The sequence below is a fragment of the uncultured Butyricimonas sp. genome (genome assembly GCF_959596855.1).
In the GTDB taxonomy this organism is placed as follows: domain Bacteria; phylum Bacteroidota; class Bacteroidia; order Bacteroidales; family Marinifilaceae; genus Butyricimonas; species Butyricimonas muris.
The window spans coordinates 43425-62107 of the sequence record NZ_CAUFYA010000017.1 but is presented as its reverse complement, the minus strand read 5'-3'; the positions used below and the strand labels follow the sequence as shown (position 1 = coordinate 62107).

14 protein-coding genes are annotated in these 18683 nt (G+C 46.8%); all 14 read right to left on the bottom strand.

The features are described 5' to 3' along the window. Positions 1–6: 6 nt before the first annotated feature. Positions 7–1314, bottom strand: coding sequence for an exodeoxyribonuclease VII large subunit (gene xseA, locus Q5866_RS09485; RefSeq protein WP_099293241.1), 1308 nt, complete (start codon positions 1312–1314; stop codon positions 7–9). 76 nt (positions 1315–1390) lie between these two features. Then, positions 1391–2002: a ribosome biogenesis GTP-binding protein YihA/YsxC gene (gene yihA, locus Q5866_RS09480; RefSeq protein ID WP_099293243.1), complete on the bottom strand. Its 612-nt coding sequence runs from the start codon at positions 2000–2002 to the stop codon at positions 1391–1393. Positions 2003–2074: 72 nt separating this feature from the next. Then, a complete protein-coding gene (locus tag Q5866_RS09475) occupies positions 2075–3913 on the bottom strand; it encodes a DEAD/DEAH box helicase (RefSeq protein ID WP_303179942.1) in 1839 nt (612 codons plus the stop codon). A gap of 153 nt (positions 3914–4066) precedes the next feature. Beyond that, positions 4067–5254: a cell division protein FtsZ gene (gene ftsZ, locus Q5866_RS09470; protein WP_186976563.1), complete on the bottom strand. Its 1188-nt coding sequence runs from the start codon at positions 5252–5254 to the stop codon at positions 4067–4069. Positions 5255–5265: 11 nt separating this feature from the next. Beyond that, the gene (gene ftsZ, locus Q5866_RS09465) at positions 5266–6672 is read right to left on the bottom strand and encodes a cell division protein FtsZ (protein WP_227215520.1); all 1407 of its coding nucleotides are present in this window, start codon (positions 6670–6672) and stop codon (positions 5266–5268) included. A gap of 20 nt (positions 6673–6692) precedes the next feature. After that, positions 6693–7853 (bottom strand): cell division FtsA domain-containing protein, encoded by a 1161-nt coding sequence (locus tag Q5866_RS09460; protein WP_303179941.1) that lies wholly within the window; start codon positions 7851–7853, stop codon positions 6693–6695. A gap of 12 nt (positions 7854–7865) precedes the next feature. Continuing rightward, entirely contained in the window at positions 7866–8522 is a 657-nt protein-coding gene (locus Q5866_RS09455; protein ID WP_303179940.1) for a cell division protein FtsQ/DivIB, read from the bottom strand. Between the two features lie 68 nt (positions 8523–8590). After that, a complete protein-coding gene (gene murC / locus Q5866_RS09450) occupies positions 8591–9958 on the bottom strand; it encodes a UDP-N-acetylmuramate--L-alanine ligase (RefSeq protein WP_303179939.1) in 1368 nt (455 codons plus the stop codon). Positions 9959–9962: 4 nt separating this feature from the next. After that, entirely contained in the window at positions 9963–11078 is a 1116-nt protein-coding gene (gene murG / locus Q5866_RS09445; RefSeq protein WP_303179938.1) for an undecaprenyldiphospho-muramoylpentapeptide beta-N-acetylglucosaminyltransferase, read from the bottom strand. Between the two features lie 14 nt (positions 11079–11092). Next, positions 11093–12292: an FtsW/RodA/SpoVE family cell cycle protein gene (locus tag Q5866_RS09440; protein ID WP_186976552.1), complete on the bottom strand. Its 1200-nt coding sequence runs from the start codon at positions 12290–12292 to the stop codon at positions 11093–11095. 31 nt (positions 12293–12323) lie between these two features. Next, entirely contained in the window at positions 12324–13670 is a 1347-nt protein-coding gene (gene murD, locus Q5866_RS09435) for a UDP-N-acetylmuramoyl-L-alanine--D-glutamate ligase (protein WP_303179937.1), read from the bottom strand. A gap of 69 nt (positions 13671–13739) precedes the next feature. Next, entirely contained in the window at positions 13740–14990 is a 1251-nt protein-coding gene (gene mraY / locus Q5866_RS09430; protein ID WP_099293263.1) for a phospho-N-acetylmuramoyl-pentapeptide-transferase, read from the bottom strand. Between the two features lie 4 nt (positions 14991–14994). Next, the gene (locus Q5866_RS09425; RefSeq protein ID WP_303179936.1) at positions 14995–16443 is read right to left on the bottom strand and encodes a UDP-N-acetylmuramoyl-L-alanyl-D-glutamate--2,6-diaminopimelate ligase; all 1449 of its coding nucleotides are present in this window, start codon (positions 16441–16443) and stop codon (positions 14995–14997) included. Between the two features lie 52 nt (positions 16444–16495). Then, positions 16496–18607, bottom strand: a complete 2112-nt coding sequence (locus Q5866_RS09420; RefSeq protein WP_303179935.1) for a penicillin-binding protein — start codon at positions 18605–18607, stop codon at positions 16496–16498. Positions 18608–18683 lie beyond the last annotated feature (76 nt).

Sequence of the window (18683 nt, the reverse complement as noted above, 5' to 3'; positions counted from 1 at the left end):
ATTCCTTTATTTATCTATATCTTTAACTTCACTTCGTATCACACCCTTAAACAATTCCGTTTCCAGAATATCTCCATCCCGCACGAGAACACTGTCCCGCACGGCTTTCCCGTTTACACGGGTAATAGAGAATCCCTTCTCCAGTATATTTTTCGGATCGGCGTATTTCATCTTGGTTTCCGCCAGTTCCAGAAAATAACGGTTTGCTGTCAGTATCTCCGCGACTTTCACCCCGAATTGTGTTTTCAATCGTTCCAAATAATTCATTTGATTCCCCAGAAACAATTCCGAGGCATGATTGGCACGTCGGGAACCCAGAATCAAACGGTTTTCCTGTCCCTCCAAAAATAAACGGGTGAACTGTTTTAATTCGGTAATCTTTACCACTTGCCGGGTTTTCTCGTCCTGCAACAATCGTTTAGCTCCCCGCATCAAACTCTCTTTGGCTATTTCCAAGCGTCCCTCCGCTTCATTGAATCGTTCGATCAGGAATGCTGCTGCCGCCGTGGGAGTCTTTACACTACGGTACGCCACCCGATCAACGATAGTTTCATCCCGTTCATGCCCGATGCCCGCGAGTACAGGAATCGGGAATTGTGCCACATTTGCCGCCAAGTCATACGAATCAAAACTTCCCAAATCCGTTTGAGAACCACCACCGCGAATAATAACCACCACGTCGAAAAGCGACTCGTACTCGTATATCCTTTCCAGTGCGGCAATCACCGATTCCGTTGTTTTCTCCCCTTGCATAACGGCAGGGAATAACTTGGTATGAAAGGCGTAACCGTACACGTTCCGATGCAATTGATCCGTGAAATCCCCGTACCCCGCCGCTGTCGGAGAGGATATCACGGCTATCGTTTTCGGAAGCATGGGTAGTTCCAACTCCCGATTCATGTCAATCACTCCCTCTTGTGTCAAGCGGTCGATAATTTCTTTTCGCTTACGCTCCAAATCACCTACCGTGAAAGTAGGATCAATATTTTTTATATTCAGTGAATAGCCGTACAGCTCGTGAAAAACGATCTCCACGCTGACAAGGACTTTTATCCCTCTTTGCAGGGATTTGCCTGTCGTTGTTTCGAAATACGGTTTCAACATCCGATAGGTGAAAGCCCATATCGTTGCTCTTGCCGTGGCAATAACGGCATCATCCCCCTCCCGCTTCTCCACGAGTTCTAGGTAACAATGCCCCGAACGGTTTTCTTTCACGTCCGCGATCTCGGCAATCACCAAGAAAGTATCCGGGAAACGGTTTTTCAACTCTTGTTTCACCAGACTGTTTAATTGATATAAACCGATAGGAGTCATTGAAATTTTAGATTTAAGATTGTCGATTTTAGATTTCTACCCGCTTATTTACGCTTCTTTTCTTCTAAATCAAATCTCACTCCATTGGTTCCAGCTCCAATTGATTCAGCTCATCAATATAAGATAACAATTCTACCCGTCCCAACTTGGTTTCGGCAGAAGTCATAAAGGTTATCGGCATACTCTCCCACGTGTCCTTCATCCCCTCGTGATATTTGGCGATGCAATTCATACGTTCCGTGGTGGATAATTTGTCTGCTTTCGTGAATACCATCACGAAAGGTACTCCGTTTTCCCCCAACCATTCCATAAATTCCAAATCGATTTTTAACGGTTCATGGCGGCTGTCTATCAACACGAATAGACAAACCATATTTTCCCGTTTCAAAATATAATTCTTGATCATGGCACTAAATTGCGACCTTTGTGTTTTTGATGTACGGGCATACCCGTATCCCGGTAAATCGACCAAATACCATTTGTCATCAATCAAAAAATGGTTTATTAACTGTGTCTTTCCGGGACTGGCGGATGTTTTGGCCAGTTTACTGTGGTTCGTCAGCATATTAATCAACGAGGATTTTCCCACGTTTGATCGCCCGATAAACGCGTACTCGTGTCTGTCAGGTTCCGGACATTTACTCACATCCGTGTTACTTGTCACAAATTTTGCACTGTAAACTTCCATAATGTCTTATTTAAAAATGAAGAAAATTGAAGATGTAGTTTATGTCTCTACATCTTCAAATTTACAAATTATTTAGCTCCGAGAAGAAGATCTGTTGAAATTTCTAGGCTTTTTCGGGTCACTTCCCGGTCTGCCTCTACGTTTTCCGCCGTTACCGCTTCCGCCGCGGTCTTCACGGCGTCCGCCACGGTCACGAGAATCACCGCCACGGTCATTGGAACGCCGATCTCTTCTACCGGAGAAATTACCTCTACCCCGATCATCCCGACGACGTCCGCGGTCACGGGTAGGAATAGCCTTGATTTCCAATGGTATTCCGTTGAAAAGCACCTTACTGAAATCAACTTCAAAATCAGATGCACTTTCCTCATCAATCTCGAACTTCGTGTCCGTATCGAAAATGCGGATTCCTCCGACACCGATACCCCGACGACGGGAATATTTGTTAATCAAGGACATCAGATCTTTCGGAGTCAAACCGTCTTCCCGACCGACATTCAACGTGAAAGTACTGTACACGGTATCCCCGTCACGTCCTCTACGATCACGGCGCTCTCCTCTTTCCGAACGTCCTCCGCGATCATCATCCTCAATATTCAGATCATTGGTATTCTTGTATTTCTGCAACAACCGTCCGAACTCGTAAGACACCAGATGGCGGAGTAATTCTTCTTTCGTAAATTCGGCAAATTTATCATATACATCCTGTGCATACACATCCATATCCTCGTATTCCTCTGAAGTAAGGATCTTATCGGCGTAGAACGCCAACTGTGCCCGACAAATCTCTTCTCCACCCGGCACGGACATGTATTTAAATTCTTTTTTAAGCATATTCTCTACCCGACGCAATTTTCCTTTCTCTTTCGAGTGGATGATCGCTATCGAAATTCCCTCTTTTCCGGCACGCCCGGTTCTACCGCTACGATGTGTATAACTCTCTACATCTTCCGGCAAATTATAGTTGATCACATGTGTCAATGTATCCACGTCCAATCCGCGTGCCGCCACATCCGTGGCTACCAGCACTTTCAAACGTTTTGCCCGGAAAGCATTCATCACGCTGTCGCGTTGTGCCTGACTCAAATCACCATGCAATGCATCGCAATCAATCCCGTCCCGTTGCAAGTGCTTGGCAATTTCTTGCGCGTCATTTTTCGTGCGGGTAAAGATAATGGCATACATACTCGGCGCACAGTCTATGATACGACGCAATGTTTCGTAACAATCCTTGGCACGCACCATATAATACTGATGTGATACGGTGTCGGCTCCCTGATTCTTTTTACCGACAGATATCTCCTGTTGGTTTACCAGATAATTGCGGGCAATCCGTTCCACCTCTTTTGGCATGGTTGCCGAGAAAAGATACGTGTTCTTTTCCTTGGGCGTATTACTCAAGATAAAATCCAAATCTTCTTGGAATCCCATGTTCAGCATCTCGTCTGCCTCGTCCAGCACGACGGCAAACACGCTCTCGATGTTAATAGCCTTACGATTCAGCAAATCGACCAAACGCCCCGGTGTAGCCACGACCACGTGTACACCTCTCTGCAAATCTTTGATTTGTCTTTTAATATCCGTACCTCCATACACACACGTCACACGGATATCTTTACGATACTTGGAGTAGTTTTTCAAGTCATTCCCAATCTGCACGCACAATTCACGCGTGGGGCTTAAAATCAAGACTTGAACATTATTCCACTCCGGCTCAATTTTCTGTAACAGCGGCAACCCGAATGCGGCCGTTTTTCCCGTCCCGGTCTGAGCCAATACTACTAAATCGTTCTCTTCTCCTAAAATAACGGGGATTGCTTTTTCCTGTACCGGACTCGGTGTTTCAAACCCTAAATCCGCGATTCCTTTAAGCATCTCCTCGCTTACTCCTAATTCTCTAAATTTTTCCATTAAACTGTTTTAATTTACCCTCTCGATTCTCGATTTTCGATTACAATTAAAAGTTGACGGGCAACTTTTCCAAAGCTTCTTCAATTTTCACTGAAACCATCGTGTGGTTTCCAATCTAAAATCTAAAATCTAAAATCGTAAAATCCGAAATCGCTAGGTTCTGTCTATTTTAATATGTCTCCGCGTATAGGCCGGAGTTTCCTCTAATTCTTTTATCTGTTCCCGCGACAAATCAGCCCGAAGCACCACGTCTGTTTCTTTTAGCAGTTCCTCCACGTAATTGATCGCTCCTTTCTCCAATTCTTTTTTCCTGCCGGGTTCCGTCACTTCCTCTGTCGCCACCGCATTCTTCGGACCGGGAATCGGTATCGTATCCACGTCGTCCATGGGGAATCCCGTGGCTATAATCGTCACGGATATGGCATCACCCAACGATTCGTCGGTTCCCACACCCCATATTATAGCAGCATTATCCCCGACCTCCCGTATGACATACGAGGTGATCTCGTTCATCTCGTCCATCGTGATCTCGTCCGTACCCGACGTGATGTTCAACAATATATCCTTTGCTCCTGCCAAATCATTCTTGTTCAACAAGGGGCTATTCAAAGCATCCGCTATAACCCGGTGCGCCCGTTCTTCTCCGGCTGCCTGCGCCGCCCCCATGATAGCGATACCGCTATCGGTCATCACGGTACGCACATCCGCGAAGTCCACGTTAATGTATCCCGGCAAAGTAATAATCTCGGCAATACCTTTTGCCGCAATATTCAATACATCGTTCGCCTTGCCAAAAGCACAGGACAAAGGTTGCGGTCCGTATATTCTCTGTATTTTCTCGTTATCGATAATGATAAGAGAATCCACGTAATCTTTCATTTTACTCACCCCGACACGGGCTTGTTCCAACCGTTTCGGTCCCTCGAAACGTGCCGGTATCGTCACGATCCCTACCGTCAGGATACCCATTTCCTTGGCAAGTTTGGCTATCACGGGAGCCGCTCCCGTTCCGGTTCCGCCTCCCATGGCTGCCGTGATGAATACCATTTTCGTGTTCACGCTCAACAACCCCCGAATTTCATCCACACTTTCGAGAGCTGCCGCTTCACCGACTTCCGCACGGTTGCCCGCACCCAGTCCGGTTCCCAATTGAATGCGAGTTTTTATCGGGCTCTGGTTCAATGCCTGCGAATCCGTGTTACAAAGCACGAAGTCCACATCACATATTCCTTGCCGGTACATGTATTCGACAGCATTACCGCCACCTCCCCCGACACCGATCACTTTAATAATTGGTGTCGTTATCTCGTACTGATTAAAATTGATCAATCCATCTACCATGACAATACATTTTACATTTCAGAATCCCTGCTCATATCTTCATTGAACATATTTCCTAACTTACGCTTGAACCAGCTATCCACGTCGGGCACCTCGTTCAATCCTCTCTTACGTCCTCTCTCCCGCTCGAACTCCCGGTCATATTCCTCGTTATGCTCACGTATATTCCGTTTCCGTTTGAACAACGGTTCATCATCCGAATCTTCAAATTCCCTCATCTCTTCATCATCCCGCCACGTCTTTCGCTCCCGTTCCTCTCGCTCTCGTGCGGCACGACGTTGTTGGTCTTCCTGTTCCCGACGCATGCGACGATTTTCTTCTACCTGTTGTTTCCGGCGACGTTGTTCTTCCTCGACCTCTTTCGCACTCTCCAATTTCATCTCCAGATCATCTACCCGTTCCACCTTGAATGTAGGCGCCTTCCGTCTAGTGTCCACCGGAGAATTATTAAACCCGGTAGCGATAACCGCCACGTGCAGCTCCTCGTTCAACGACTCGTCTTTTCCGGCTCCCCAGATGACATCTACATCCCGTCCGACCAGTTCTTTCACGTAATCGGTGATTAACGTGATCTCGTCCATCGTGATTTCTTTCGAGCCGTACAACATATTCAGCAATATATTGGAAGCTCCCCGGATATCGTTACTATTCAGCAGAGGGGATTCCAAAGCCATCTGCACGGCTTCCATGGCACGATTCTCTCCTGCCGATTCCCCGGCTCCCATCAGCGCCACCCCGCTATTCCGCATCACGACTTCCACGTCTGCAAAGTCGACGTTCACGAACCCTTTCAAGGTAATGATCTCCGCGATACTCTTTGCCGCTATGGTCAACACGTTATCCGCCATCTCGAAAGCCTTTGACAGCTTCAAGTTACCGTACATATCCCGTAATTTCTCGTTACAGATGATTAACAAGGCATCCACGTATTCCGACAGTTCGTCAACTCCTTCCATGGCTTGTTCCACACGCCTGCGTCCCTCGAAACTAAAAGGAATGGTCACGATACCTATCGTCAGTATCCCCAACTCTCTAGCCTGTTTGGCTATCACCGGGGCTGCCCCCGTTCCGGTTCCTCCCCCCATACCTGCCGTGATGAATACCATTTTCGTGTTCCGTTCGAGTATGGTCTTGATATAATCCAGACTCTCTATCGCCGACTGTTTACCGCGTTCCGGCAAACTGCCCGCTCCACGTCCCTCAGTAAGTTCCTTTCCGATCTGTATTCTATTCTTCACGGGACTGATCCGCAGAGCTTGTATATCCGTGTTGCACACGACGAACTCCACCCCCCGGATACCCTGTCGGCACATGTGATTGACGGCATTGCTTCCGCCTCCCCCGACACCGATTACTTTGATAATCGACTCATCCTGCTCCGGAATCCTCAAATCCAATAACGCATCTTCATTCCACATAGCTGAAACGTGTTATATCATTATTCTTTAAAAAAACTATCAAACCAACCTCTTTTCTTCGTTTCCTTGCGTTCGCAACGCAACAACCCCAGAACCGTCAGATTCTCCGGTGCTTTCAAAGGTGTTTCTTTGGCAGATTTTACCGTCATCACGCTTGCCATACTTATTGGATGTTTTGACAAACGATTCAATAGAGTATCAATTCCTTGCACCCGACTACCTCCTCCTGTCAACAATATACCGTCTTCCAATTCCTTGTAGTAACCGCTTTTCAATATCTGCCAGATCGCCCCTTCCAACAACTCCTCCAAACGGCATTGCTCCACGTGTACCATATCCTGCAAATCAATACAATATTTTGTATCCGGTATCATTATCTTACGACTTTTACACTCGGCTTGTAATGCCATTCCGTATTCGTGTTTCAATTTCTTGGCACTCGCCATGCTCTCGATTGAAAAAGCCGTATTTATATCCCGCTCCACGGTATTGCACCCCAATGGCAATACTTCGTCATACGCGATCATTCCATCCCGGAACACGTGTATTTTCACGCTTTCAGCACCCAGATCGATCAAGGCGAAATCTCTCGCGCCTTTCCGCCCCCGTACTACCAGTGCTTTCTGGGCTGCAGTCGCCGCCGAGTAAAAATTAATTTTCTCTATCCCGGACTCGTTCAATGCTTGGCGTAATCCTTCCAGCATACGCTTTCTCGCGACGTAAACATAAAAATCTATCTCCAACCGCCTCGCTTCACAACCGATCGGCTCACTCTCCGCCTCCCCGTCCAACCAATAACCGAAGGGTACCACGTCCACGATCTCTTCCATATCCAAATTGACATTACCGCGGCATTTCTTTTCCAGCTCCAGTAAATCACTCTCTTCTATTCTTCTCATCCGAGAGAATTTTGACACTTCCCGCTCCTCTACCTGTTGCACCCATTCCCCCGCCAAGGCGATATTCAACGCATCGATATGCATCTCGTGTTCCTGCTTGAATTTATCAAGTAAACGTTGTACACAAGACTTCACCCGAAGCCTATCGACCACCATTCCCCGGTGGATACCTTGAGAAGCAACACTCTCTATTCCGACCAAACGGCATTCTCCCCCGGATGTTTCCCCGAGAGCCATTACCATTTTTTCAGAGCCCATATCTAAAGAAGCTACAAATCCCATAATATCTATTTTTTATTTTCTAACACAAACTACTTGGTTATCAAATTTTAAATTGACTTCCTTGTAATGATTCCAACCTTTTTTAGCGATACCGTTCTTCAAGAACAATATCAGTTTATCCAAGCGCTCCCGGCTATTTTCGACCTTACCGAGTATGATTCTGAAATCACCTACTTTGGGAATCATCACAATATCCTCGTTCGATCTCACGATCAATTGCTCGATGTAGGCATCCAAAAACGAATCGTCCCTCAAGGACATCACGAACGGAGCTAACTTCTCGCACGCGTATTTCTTACTAATATCACCGGTTGCAACAACAACCCTGGAAGTAAACTTAGAAGACAACGGCATTACTTTCCCGTCACTATCAACGTAGTAACCCTCACCCGTCATTACTCTCAAAACAGGTTCACGTTGCTTGATACTCACATGGATATAGCCGTCTAAACTGTAGTAAACCTGAGCCGATTTTATCATCGGATTTTTGACAAGTATCCTTTCCAAACTATCTTTATTTACTGCCATAATACTTTTGTTCGTTATGTCCCCATACCCCTTCTTTATCGCTTTCATGATATCCTCCTCGTCCACGAACATATTAACATCCGTATTCTTGACAGCAATCCGCACCCCTCTACATGTTACCTCCCCCAATTTTGTCGCCACAAAGGTAAGCACAATTATCAGGTAAACAAGCAAAATGCAAGATAATATGTATGGTAGTACGCGTTTCATCAATGATTTGCTGTATTAAACATATCAGTAAATACCGGAATAAAGCGGTCTATATCCCCGGCTCCCATGGTCACGAAGAGTCCGTCCGTCACGTGTTCTCTCACGTATGCCGGAAAGTCTTCTTTCGTCACCCGAACACAAGGCACGGACAAACGATCGGCTATCAGAGCCGAAGTTACCCCCGGTATAGGTTGTTCCCGTGCCGGATATATATCCAACAATATCACTAAATCCGCCAGACTCAAACTCTTCGCGAAATCCGGATAGAAATCGTTCGTCCGCGAATACAGGTGAGGCTGAAAAGCAACAATCAACTTCTTCTCCGGCCACATCTCCCGTACAGACGAAAGCGATGCCTCAATCTCCCGCGGGTGATGGGCATAATCATCCATGTACAGAACTCGATCCGTTTTCGCGTGTATATCAAATCGTCTTGACACTCCTTTGAACAAAGGTAAAGCATCCCGAATTTCCTCGGCAGTCACCCCCGCATGCAAAGCCACAGTGATTGCCGCCGTAGCGTTCTCCACGTTCACACGTCCCGGGAAACACAATCGCAAATCCCGAATTTCGATATCTTTCCCGATATAATCAAATAAAAAACTACCGTTATCTACCCGTAAACGGTCGGCATAATAATCCGTTTTCTCTCCTGCCGCGTAGTGTCCGGTAATTTCCCGCCTTTTCAATTCCAAACCTTTTCTCAAGAAAAGTTGCCCCCGAGTTTGTAAGGCAAACTCCTCGAAGGCTTTCAACAATTCCTCGTGAGTCCCGTATATATCCAGATGATCGGCATCCATGGCTGTAATCACCGCTATTTCCGGATGCAGATGCAAAAACGACCGATCATACTCGTCCGCCTCGATCACCACGTAATCCGATTCCTTGTCAATCAACAAGTTCGTTCCATAATTAGAAGATATTCCCCCTAAAAAAGCACTACATCCGACATGTGAATTTTTCAGCAAAAACGCCAACATCGTCGTCGTCGTCGTTTTCCCGTGCGTCCCCGCTATACAAAGAGCTTTTTTGCTTCGGGAAAGAAACCCCAACACCTCCGCACGTTTGTGCAAAGCGTAGCCATTATCCCGGAAGAAACTCAATATTCGGTTCTCTTTCGGCACGGCAGGCGTGTACACCACAAGCGTGTGCGTCTTATCCCGAAATACCTCCCCAATTCTTGCCTCATCATCCTCGTACGTGATATCAAATTCCTCCTCATCGGTCATCTTTCTCGTCAAAGGTGATTCTGTCTTATCGTACCCGGCCACGTGATATCCCATAATCTTGAAATAACGCGCCAAGGCACTCATACCTATCCCCCCGATTCCCACAAAATATATTGCTTTTACATTATCAATATCCATAATTTTAGATTTTAGCTTGCCCACTATTTATAATCTTCAAGATTTCGTTCGCGATAATCTCATCCGAATCTTTCATTGCTAACGCCAAGATATGATCGGACAAAACTTTGCGTTCGGTATCGTTCTTTAATAAATCTTCCATCACATCACCCAGACGTTCGACGACCTCGTTATCTTTTACCATAACGGCAGCTTGTTTATGGACCAGAGCCATCGCATTCTTGGTTTGGTGATCTTCCGCCACGTTCGGCGAAGGCACCAGAACAACAGCTTTTCCCAGCAAACACAATTCTGAAATCGTTCCGGCTCCCGCCCTTGCCACCACAAGATCAGCGCAAGCATACGCCAAATCCATACGTTTCAAGAAAGGCATAAACTTCACGTTCTCCGGCAAACGCTCTTTCAACTCCGCTTCCAGTTGCTTGTGGTAATAACTACCGCACTGCCAGATTACCTGCACGTCTTCCCATCCGGCAATACGTTCCAACCATCGCACCATAGCCTTATTAATCGATCCGGCACCAAGACTACCCCCGGTTACAAGCACAGTCTTTTTCTTCGGGTTCAAACCGTAAAAAACAATACCTTCTTCCCGTTCTCCCAAGGCATTCAACAAATCCTTCCGCACGGGATTACCCGTGAATATAATTTTCTCTTTCGGGAAAAAACGTTCCATCCCCTCGTAAGCCACACAAATCTTCTCGGCTTTCTTCGCCAATAGTTTATTGGTCACCCCGGCATAAGAGTTCTGCTCCTGCAATACCAAAGGCACTCCCGCGTTCGCCGCCACCCGACCGATAGGACCACTGGCGTATCCCCCGACTCCTACCACGACATCCGGCTTGAACTCTTTCACGATTCGTTTGGCTTTCCGCAGACTTCGCCAAAGGTTCCACGCCACTTTCAAGTTATTCAACGTCAATTTCCGTTGCAACCCGCGAACAGGCAAACCCACGATTCGATATCCCGCCTCAGGTACTTTCTCCATCTCCATCTTACCCTCTGCCCCCACGAACAGAATATCAATATCTTTATCCAAACGCTTTAAAGCATTTGCTATCGAGAGTGCCGGGAATATATGCCCTCCTGTTCCTCCTCCGCTGATAATCACCTTTTTCATAGTATTCTATTTCTTTATATTTCTTCTTCCGTCGTTGCCACTTTCAGCTTCTCTTTCGCTTCCCGCTCCCCCTCTTCAGAGAAGGTATGACTGACACTCAATATCATCCCGAATGCCGCACTCGTGAATAACAGGGAAGTTCCCCCCATACTTACCAGCGGCAAAGGCTGTCCGGTCACGGGGAACAAGCCCACGCAAACCCCCATGTTTATTAAGGCCTGCAATACAATACACAAACCCAACCCGGTCACCAGCATTGCCGGGAACATTCTCGTGCATCGTCGCACGATCACCCCCACACGATAGAGTATGATCAAGTATAATAGCATAACCACCCCGGCCCCCCCCAATCCGTATTCTTCTACAATTATCGCGAAAATAAAATCAGAATAGGGATGCGGCAGAAAATTACGCTGTACACTGGTTCCCGGAGCCACCTTGAACAATCCGCCTCGTGCCACGGCTATTTTCGCTTGATCCGATTGATAAGAATCATCTTTATTCGCTTTCGAGGGAACAAAAAATGCCTCCAATCGGCTTTTCACCGTCAACAGACGCCCGACCTTGCCCAATTGTTTCTCCGGCACAATAAAAAGTGCCGCCACAAGCAATACGACAAGCAATACAAGTCCCCCGATAATCTTACTGAATGTCTTCAAACTCAACCGTCCCACGAATAGCATAAACAAACAGACTCCTCCCAACAATGCCGAAGTAGAAAAGTTCTCCATAAAAATCAAGAAAAGTATCGGGACTACCCACAACATCCGCAATAACACATTGTCATCGCATCCTTTTTCGGTCTGTTCAAACGCGATTGCACGGGCACAAAATATGATTACCGCTAATTTCGCGAACTCCGACGGCTGGAATGAAATTCCGAATATCTTTATCCACCGCTCCGTGTCGTTCAACGTGGCACCCATTACTTTTGCCAATACCAGAAAACCAAAAGAAGCCAATAGAATAAACGTGGCAAAAGACAATAAATATTTATAATGGCAAGATTGCGTGAGCAAGATAACCCCATAACAGCCCACCAACAAGAAAAGCTGTTTTAACAGGTAAAAGCTGGTATCTCCCCCGCGCACGCGGAAAGCCAGACTTCCCGTGGAAGAATACACGACCAATAACGAGATCAGCATTAAAGCTATAACCACGATTCCCAATATCCTGTCGCCCTTCAAACTCAGCTTGTTAATTATCCTGCCCATTACAATTTACGATTTATGATTCACAACTTCTTCAATCACAGAACTCCTTGAGTTCTCTCACTTTTTCTTTAAACAATTCCCCCCGGTTCTCGTAATTTTTGAATAAATCAAAACTGGCACAACAAGGAGAAAGCAACACGACATCGCCACTCACGGCACGGGTTGATGCCACTTTCATGGTATCCTCCAAGCTATGCGTATCCACCACCTCACAAATTGGAGAAAAGGAGTCTATCAATTTCTTATTGTCTACCCCCATGCAGATTAATAATTTTACTTTTTCCCGTACAAGGTCAAACAACACGCTATAATCATTTCCTTTATCCGTTCCCCCGGCAATCCATACTACGGGGGCATGCATACTATCCAACGCGTACCATGTCGAATCCACGTTCGTTGCCTTCGAATCATTTATATAAGTCACCCCCTCGATGACTTCAACCGTTTCCAAACGGTGTTCCACCTGCGGGAATGTCGTCAATCCCTTTCTCAAATTCGCATCACTGACACCCGCCTTCAAGGCTGCCAATATAGCTGCCATCGCGTTATACACGTTATGCCGTCCCTGTATCGTAATTTCTTTCTTGTCAATGCAGAAAGTCCGTTCCCCCCATCGGGCAATCACGGTATTCCCGTCCATATACGCGTTCAAACGATTATCTGCCGAATAGGTAAACCCGGCTGCCTCCGGTACGATGTTTTCCTGTTCGACACGTTCCCGTACCACGTCACAGTCATACCCGTAGATAAACAAATCTTCCGCCCTCATGTTATTCAAGATACGGAATTTAGAACGAGCATAGTTCTCGAACTTATAATCATAACGGTCTAAATGATCAGGAGTAATATTCGTCAATATCGCTGTATCACACCGGAAGCGGAACATCCCGTCCAACTGGAAACTGGACAACTCCACCACGTACACGCGATGCAGATTATCCGCCACCTGTGCCGCCAGACTATTCCCGACATTCCCTGCCAACCCCACGTCATACCCGGCTTCTTTCAATATATGATACAACAACAACGTGGTCGTCGTCTTTCCGTTGCTTCCCGTGATACAATACATTTTTGCATCCGTGTGCCGTCCGGCAAACTCGATTTCCGAAATCACCTCGATCCCCCGTTCCCGCAAACCGACTATCATCGGTAATTTATCCGGTATCCCCGGACTCTTTACCACGATATCGGCAGTAAATATCTTTGTTTCGGTATGTTGCCCCTCCTCGTACTCTACACCCAACTCTTCCAATACTTCCTTGTACTTGTCAGCCAATTTCCCTTTATCTGATAAGAAAACCTCGTATCCCAACTTTTTCCCTAACCGGGCAGCCCCCGCTCCGCTTTCTCCTCCCCCTAAAATAACCAAGCGTTTCATATATTTATGATTTACGATTTATGATTTACAATTCTTCAATCTAAAATCATAAATCCGAAATTATTAAACTTACCGAATCTTTAATGTCACTATTGTTATCACAGCTAACGCTATTCCCACAATCCAGAAACGAGTCACGATCTTCGGCTCCGGAATACCCTTCTTCTGAAAATGATGATGCAGAGGCGACATCAGAAATATTCTCCGTCCCTCTCCGAACTTTCTCTTCGTGTACTTGAAATAGCTTACCTGCATGGCTACCGACAAATTCTCCACGAGGAATATACCACAAAGGATCGGAATCAATAATTCTTTATGAATCATGATAGCGAATACCGCGATAATACCTCCCAATGACAAACTTCCCGTGTCGCCCATAAAGACTTGTGCCGGATACGAATTGTACCACAAGAATCCGATCGTGGCACCGATAAAGGCAGCAATAAATACCACCAGTTCCCCGGAATGTGGGATATACATGATATTCAGGTAATCGGCATACACCATGTTACCCGAAACATACGCCAGTATCCCCAACGTGGCACCGACTATCGCGGACGTTCCCGTCGCAAGACCGTCAAGCCCGTCCGTCAAGTTTGCCCCGTTCGACACGGCTGTCACGATAAATATCGTGATCAAGATAAACACGATCCATCCGATCGGTTCGGCATATTTCCCGAAAAGAGCCCCGAACCAAGCGTAATCGAACTCGTTATTCTTGAAGAATGGAATAGTTGTTCTGGTCGATTTCACGTCTTTCGTCAACAAGGTTTTACTATTCTCCTCGGAGAATCCCTCATCTACCGTACTTGTCACTACACCCACTTCCGACAACATAGCTTTCTCGCGAATCACCACGTCATCGCTCACGTACAAGGTCACCCCCACGATCAATCCCAAACCGACCTGCCCGATCACCTTGAAACGTCCTTTCAATCCCTCCTTGTGCTTTCTAAATACTTTGATATAATCATCCAGAAAACCGATCAACCCGAGCCACACCGTAGCCACAAGCATCAATTGGATATACACGTTATCCAACCGCGCAAACAAAATCACGGGTATTAATATCGCCAACAGGATAATAATCCCTCCCATCGTTGGGGTTCCTTTCTTCTGCATCTGCCCTTCCAGTCCGAGATCGCGAATCTCCTCTCCAACCTGCTGTTTTTGCAAAATACGGATAATCCGCTTTCCAACCACCGTGGCTATCAACAAAGACAAAATCACGGCACAAGCCGATCGGAATGTGATATACTGGAACATTCCGGCCCCGGGAAAATCAAACTGCTCTAAATAATCGAAAATGTGGTAAAACATGACACTACAACTTAAATATTTCCTTTATAATCTCTTTATCATCAAAATGATGTTTCACTCCTTTTATTTCCTGATAATCCTCATGTCCTTTACCGGCAACCAGCACAATATCGTCCGGTTTTGCCAGCATCAGTGCCGTACGTATCGCCTCCTTCCGGTCGGTTATCGCCAACACCCAATCACGGGCATCCTCCGGTACTCCCGCACGCATATCCTCTATAATCGCCGTGGGTTCCTCGCTTCGAGGATTGTCGGAAGTCAACACAACCCGGTCGCTCAATCGACAAGCCACCTCCGCCATCTCCGGACGCTTCGTCCGGTCACGGTCACCACCGGCACCGACCACGGTAATCACCTTACCGTCTTTTTTCAACCCGCTGATTGTCGATAACACATTCTCCAAAGCATCCGGCGTGTGGGCATAATCCACGATCGCCATAATTCCATCCCGGGACAGAATTGTTTCAAATCGTCCCGACACCGGAACCAACATACTCATCACGGGCAACAACTCTTCTTTCTCGAAGCCTAACAAGCGAGCCGCAGAATACACGGCAAGCAAATTATATGCGTTAAAATCTCCCGTAAACTTTGTCCAAACCTCACTCCCGTCCAGCAATAATAACATGCTGTCCAAATGGCGTTCCAATATTTTACAATTAAAATCCGCCATACGCTTGCAGGAGTAAGTATATTTACGTGCTTTCGTGTTCTGCAACATGACCATACCATTCTTGTCGTCCGCATTCGTCAACGCGAAAGCCTTCGCGGACAAACGATCGAAAAATCCCTTCTTCGCCTCGATATACGCCCGAAACGTTTTGTGGTAATCCAAATGATCGTGTGTAATATTTGAAAATATAGCACCGTCAAAATCCAAACCGCTAACACGTCGCTGATCCGCCGCATGGGAACTCACCTCCATAAAACAATATTCGCACCCCTCGTCCACCATACGCCGCATCAGTGAATTAATCTCCAATGCATCTGGTGTCGTATGTGTAGCATGTACTTTCTCGTCCCCCACGTAATTACAAACCGTCGATAACAAACCGGCTTGTTTACCCGACAACCGTGCCACCTCGTACAGCAATGTCGCCGTTGTCGTCTTCCCGTTCGTTCCGGTCACCCCGACAAGTTTCATTTCCCGCGACGGATGCCCGTAATAAGCGGATGCCATCCATCCCAACGCATCCGATGAATTCGCCACCTTTACCACGGTTACCCCGTCCGGTAGGCTTTCCGGCACATCTTCACAAATCACGCCAACCGCACCCAAGGCAACCGCCTTGCCGATAAATGCATGCCCGTCAACACTAACACCCCGCTGGGCAACAAATACATCCCCTTTACCAACCTTCCGGGAATCGAAATGAATCGCGTGTATCTCTACACCCGAATCCCCTTGCACAATCTCACAAGCTATCCCTTCTAACAAATCCCTTAATTTCATTGCTCTAAATTATTATCTTTTCAATCTAAAATCTAAAATTTTAAATCTAAAATTACTTCAGTACTATCCCTACATAACTTCCCTTCTGCACCCGCTGCCCCGGTGTCAACGATTGACTGCTTACGGTACCCGCTCCGCTCACCCCGACTTTCAGCCCGCTATTCTCCAGCAAGTATAAGGCATCCCGTAAACCCATCCCTTTCACGTTCGGCACCACGGAGAAATCCACGCTCCGGGCTTTCAGTTCAAACTCCTTCCCCTCTTTATCCCGTGACGTCATCACCCAATCGGCATTCCCCGCCTCGTCCGTCACGTCAATACCCAACTCGTCATATATAGCCAAAAAATCATCCTTCAACCCATTCTGACTGATAGGCAGAGTCTGGTCTATTTCTTCCTCCTGCTCATCGTGCCTCATCAATGACGCCATTGAATATACCTTGTCGGCAATCTCCCGGAACACATTTCCCGAAACCACATTACCGTAATATCCCACCGACGTGGAGGGATTATCCACCACGACAATACACGAGTACAGAGGTTTGTCTGCCGGAAAATATCCCACGAAACTTGCCCGATACTTCGGCTCCGCCTTGTACCCCTTTTTCCCTGCCGCCACCTTTGCCGTTCCTGTTTTACCCGCTATCTTACAAGCTGCATTTTTCAGATTTTTGGCAGTTCCGTTCTCCACGACCCCCTCCATCATCTGTCGCATATAAGCCAGCGTCTGCTTGCTGCATATTTTATTCATAGCCACCTCAGGCTCAAAACGCTCTATCACCCGGCTACCCTCCCGGATCTCTTTCACGATACGGGGTTTCATTTTCTTGCCGTCATTTGCCAAAGCATTGTAAAACGCCAACACTTGTAACGGAGTCACCTGCAACTCGTACCCGAAACTCATCCACCGCAAAGAAGTACCGCTCCACGACTTATCCGTGGGATACTTGATATAAGGCTCCGCTTCCCCCACTATATCAATACCCACCTTTCGGTTCAACCCCATCGCGTACAAACGGTTCACGAATTTTTCCGGTTGCTCGCGATAATGTTCATATACCAGTTCCGTGATTCCATTCAGAGAACGCTCGAAAATAGACTGTACGGTTACTTTCCCGATAGGAGTTCTGGACTCCCGTAAAGTTACCCCGTTATGCGTGTATATCCCTTTACCCAAATCTATCGTGTCCGTGGGCAGCACGTACCCGTCCTCCAACAGGGCTACCATAGTAGCCGCCTTGATTACCGACCCCGGTTCGGCAGCATCACCGATCGCGTTATTCAACACCTCACGGTAACCCGTTGCCGTTTTCGACACATTCGCAATTGCCTTGATATCCCCCGTCTTCACGTCCATTAAAATAGCCGTACCGGCATTCGCCTTATAATATTCCAACTGGCGAGTCAATGCCCCTTGCACGATATCTTGACAATCCACGTTTATAGTCGTCACCACATCATTCCCGTCTATCGGTTCATCTACCGTCACGGAAATCCACCTTCCGGACATCATTTGCCGGTAACTCCTTCCCGGCACCCCGCGCAATTGTTTCTCGAAAGCTCCCTCAAGCCCCACGCGCCCCTCGAAAGTTCCATCTTCCGCCTCATTCAGATATCCCACGGTACGATACGCCAAATCTCTATGCGGCTGCAACCGCACATTCTCCCGTTCGAGAATCAAACCGCTTCGGGTACCTCTCTCCCGAAAAATAGGAAATTTCTTAACCTTCATCAATTCGGTGTAAGAAATTTTCTTCTTGTTTATCAACAGATAACGATTAGCCTTCGCCCCGTATTTCCCTTTCCACAACTTTTGCCTGTATTCTGAAGCGGGAGCATCCCCGAAAAACCGCGACAGGCAAATTGCCAGACTATCCACTTTTCTTTTAAACAATGTATCCGCCACCGCCACGCAATCAAACCTTAACGAATAATACGGCACAGAACTCGCCAGAATACGTCCGTCATCGGCATATATATTTCCCCGAATCGGGGCTACCGTAAAATCTTTCCTTGAAACATTCTGCACCTGCTTCCTCAACTCATCCCCTTTCCACACCTGAACGTACAAAGCCTGCACCACGATCAACACCGCAATCCCGATCACCACCAGGTAAACAAGCCCCAGTCGTCCAGCCAACTCATGTTTCATCGAAGATGCCATATTCCTAAATTAGTCTATAAGGTTCATAAAGTTCTTAAAGTTTATAAAGTCCACAAGCCAATAAGATTTATCGACA

What these genes read in the sequence shown, in the direction of transcription:
- xseA (WP_099293241.1), bottom strand. Translation starts at nt 1,314, where the DNA reads ATGACTCCTATCGGTTTATATCAATTAAACAGTCTGGTGAAACAAGAG.
- Q5866_RS09475 (WP_303179942.1), bottom strand. Translation starts at nt 3,913, where the DNA reads ATGGAAAAATTTAGAGAATTAGGAGTAAGCGAGGAGATGCTTAAAGGA.
- Q5866_RS09460 (WP_303179941.1), bottom strand. Translation starts at nt 7,853, where the DNA reads ATGGGATTTGTAGCTTCTTTAGATATGGGCTCTGAAAAAATGGTAATG.
- mraY (WP_099293263.1), bottom strand. Translation starts at nt 14,990, where the DNA reads ATGTTTTACCACATTTTCGATTATTTAGAGCAGTTTGATTTTCCCGGG.
- murD (WP_303179937.1), bottom strand. Translation starts at nt 13,670, where the DNA reads ATGAAACGCTTGGTTATTTTAGGGGGAGGAGAAAGCGGAGCGGGGGCT.
- Q5866_RS09440 (WP_186976552.1), bottom strand. Translation starts at nt 12,292, where the DNA reads ATGGGCAGGATAATTAACAAGCTGAGTTTGAAGGGCGACAGGATATTG.
- Q5866_RS09425 (WP_303179936.1), bottom strand. Translation starts at nt 16,443, where the DNA reads ATGAAATTAAGGGATTTGTTAGAAGGGATAGCTTGTGAGATTGTGCAA.
- yihA (WP_099293243.1), bottom strand. Translation starts at nt 2,002, where the DNA reads ATGGAAGTTTACAGTGCAAAATTTGTGACAAGTAACACGGATGTGAGT.
- Q5866_RS09420 (WP_303179935.1), bottom strand. Translation starts at nt 18,607, where the DNA reads ATGGCATCTTCGATGAAACATGAGTTGGCTGGACGACTGGGGCTTGTT.
- murG (WP_303179938.1), bottom strand. Translation starts at nt 11,078, where the DNA reads ATGAAAAAGGTGATTATCAGCGGAGGAGGAACAGGAGGGCATATATTC.
- ftsZ (WP_186976563.1), bottom strand. Translation starts at nt 5,254, where the DNA reads ATGGTAGATGGATTGATCAATTTTAATCAGTACGAGATAACGACACCA.
- murC (WP_303179939.1), bottom strand. Translation starts at nt 9,958, where the DNA reads ATGGATATTGATAATGTAAAAGCAATATATTTTGTGGGAATCGGGGGG.
- ftsZ (WP_227215520.1), bottom strand. Translation starts at nt 6,672, where the DNA reads ATGTGGAATGAAGATGCGTTATTGGATTTGAGGATTCCGGAGCAGGAT.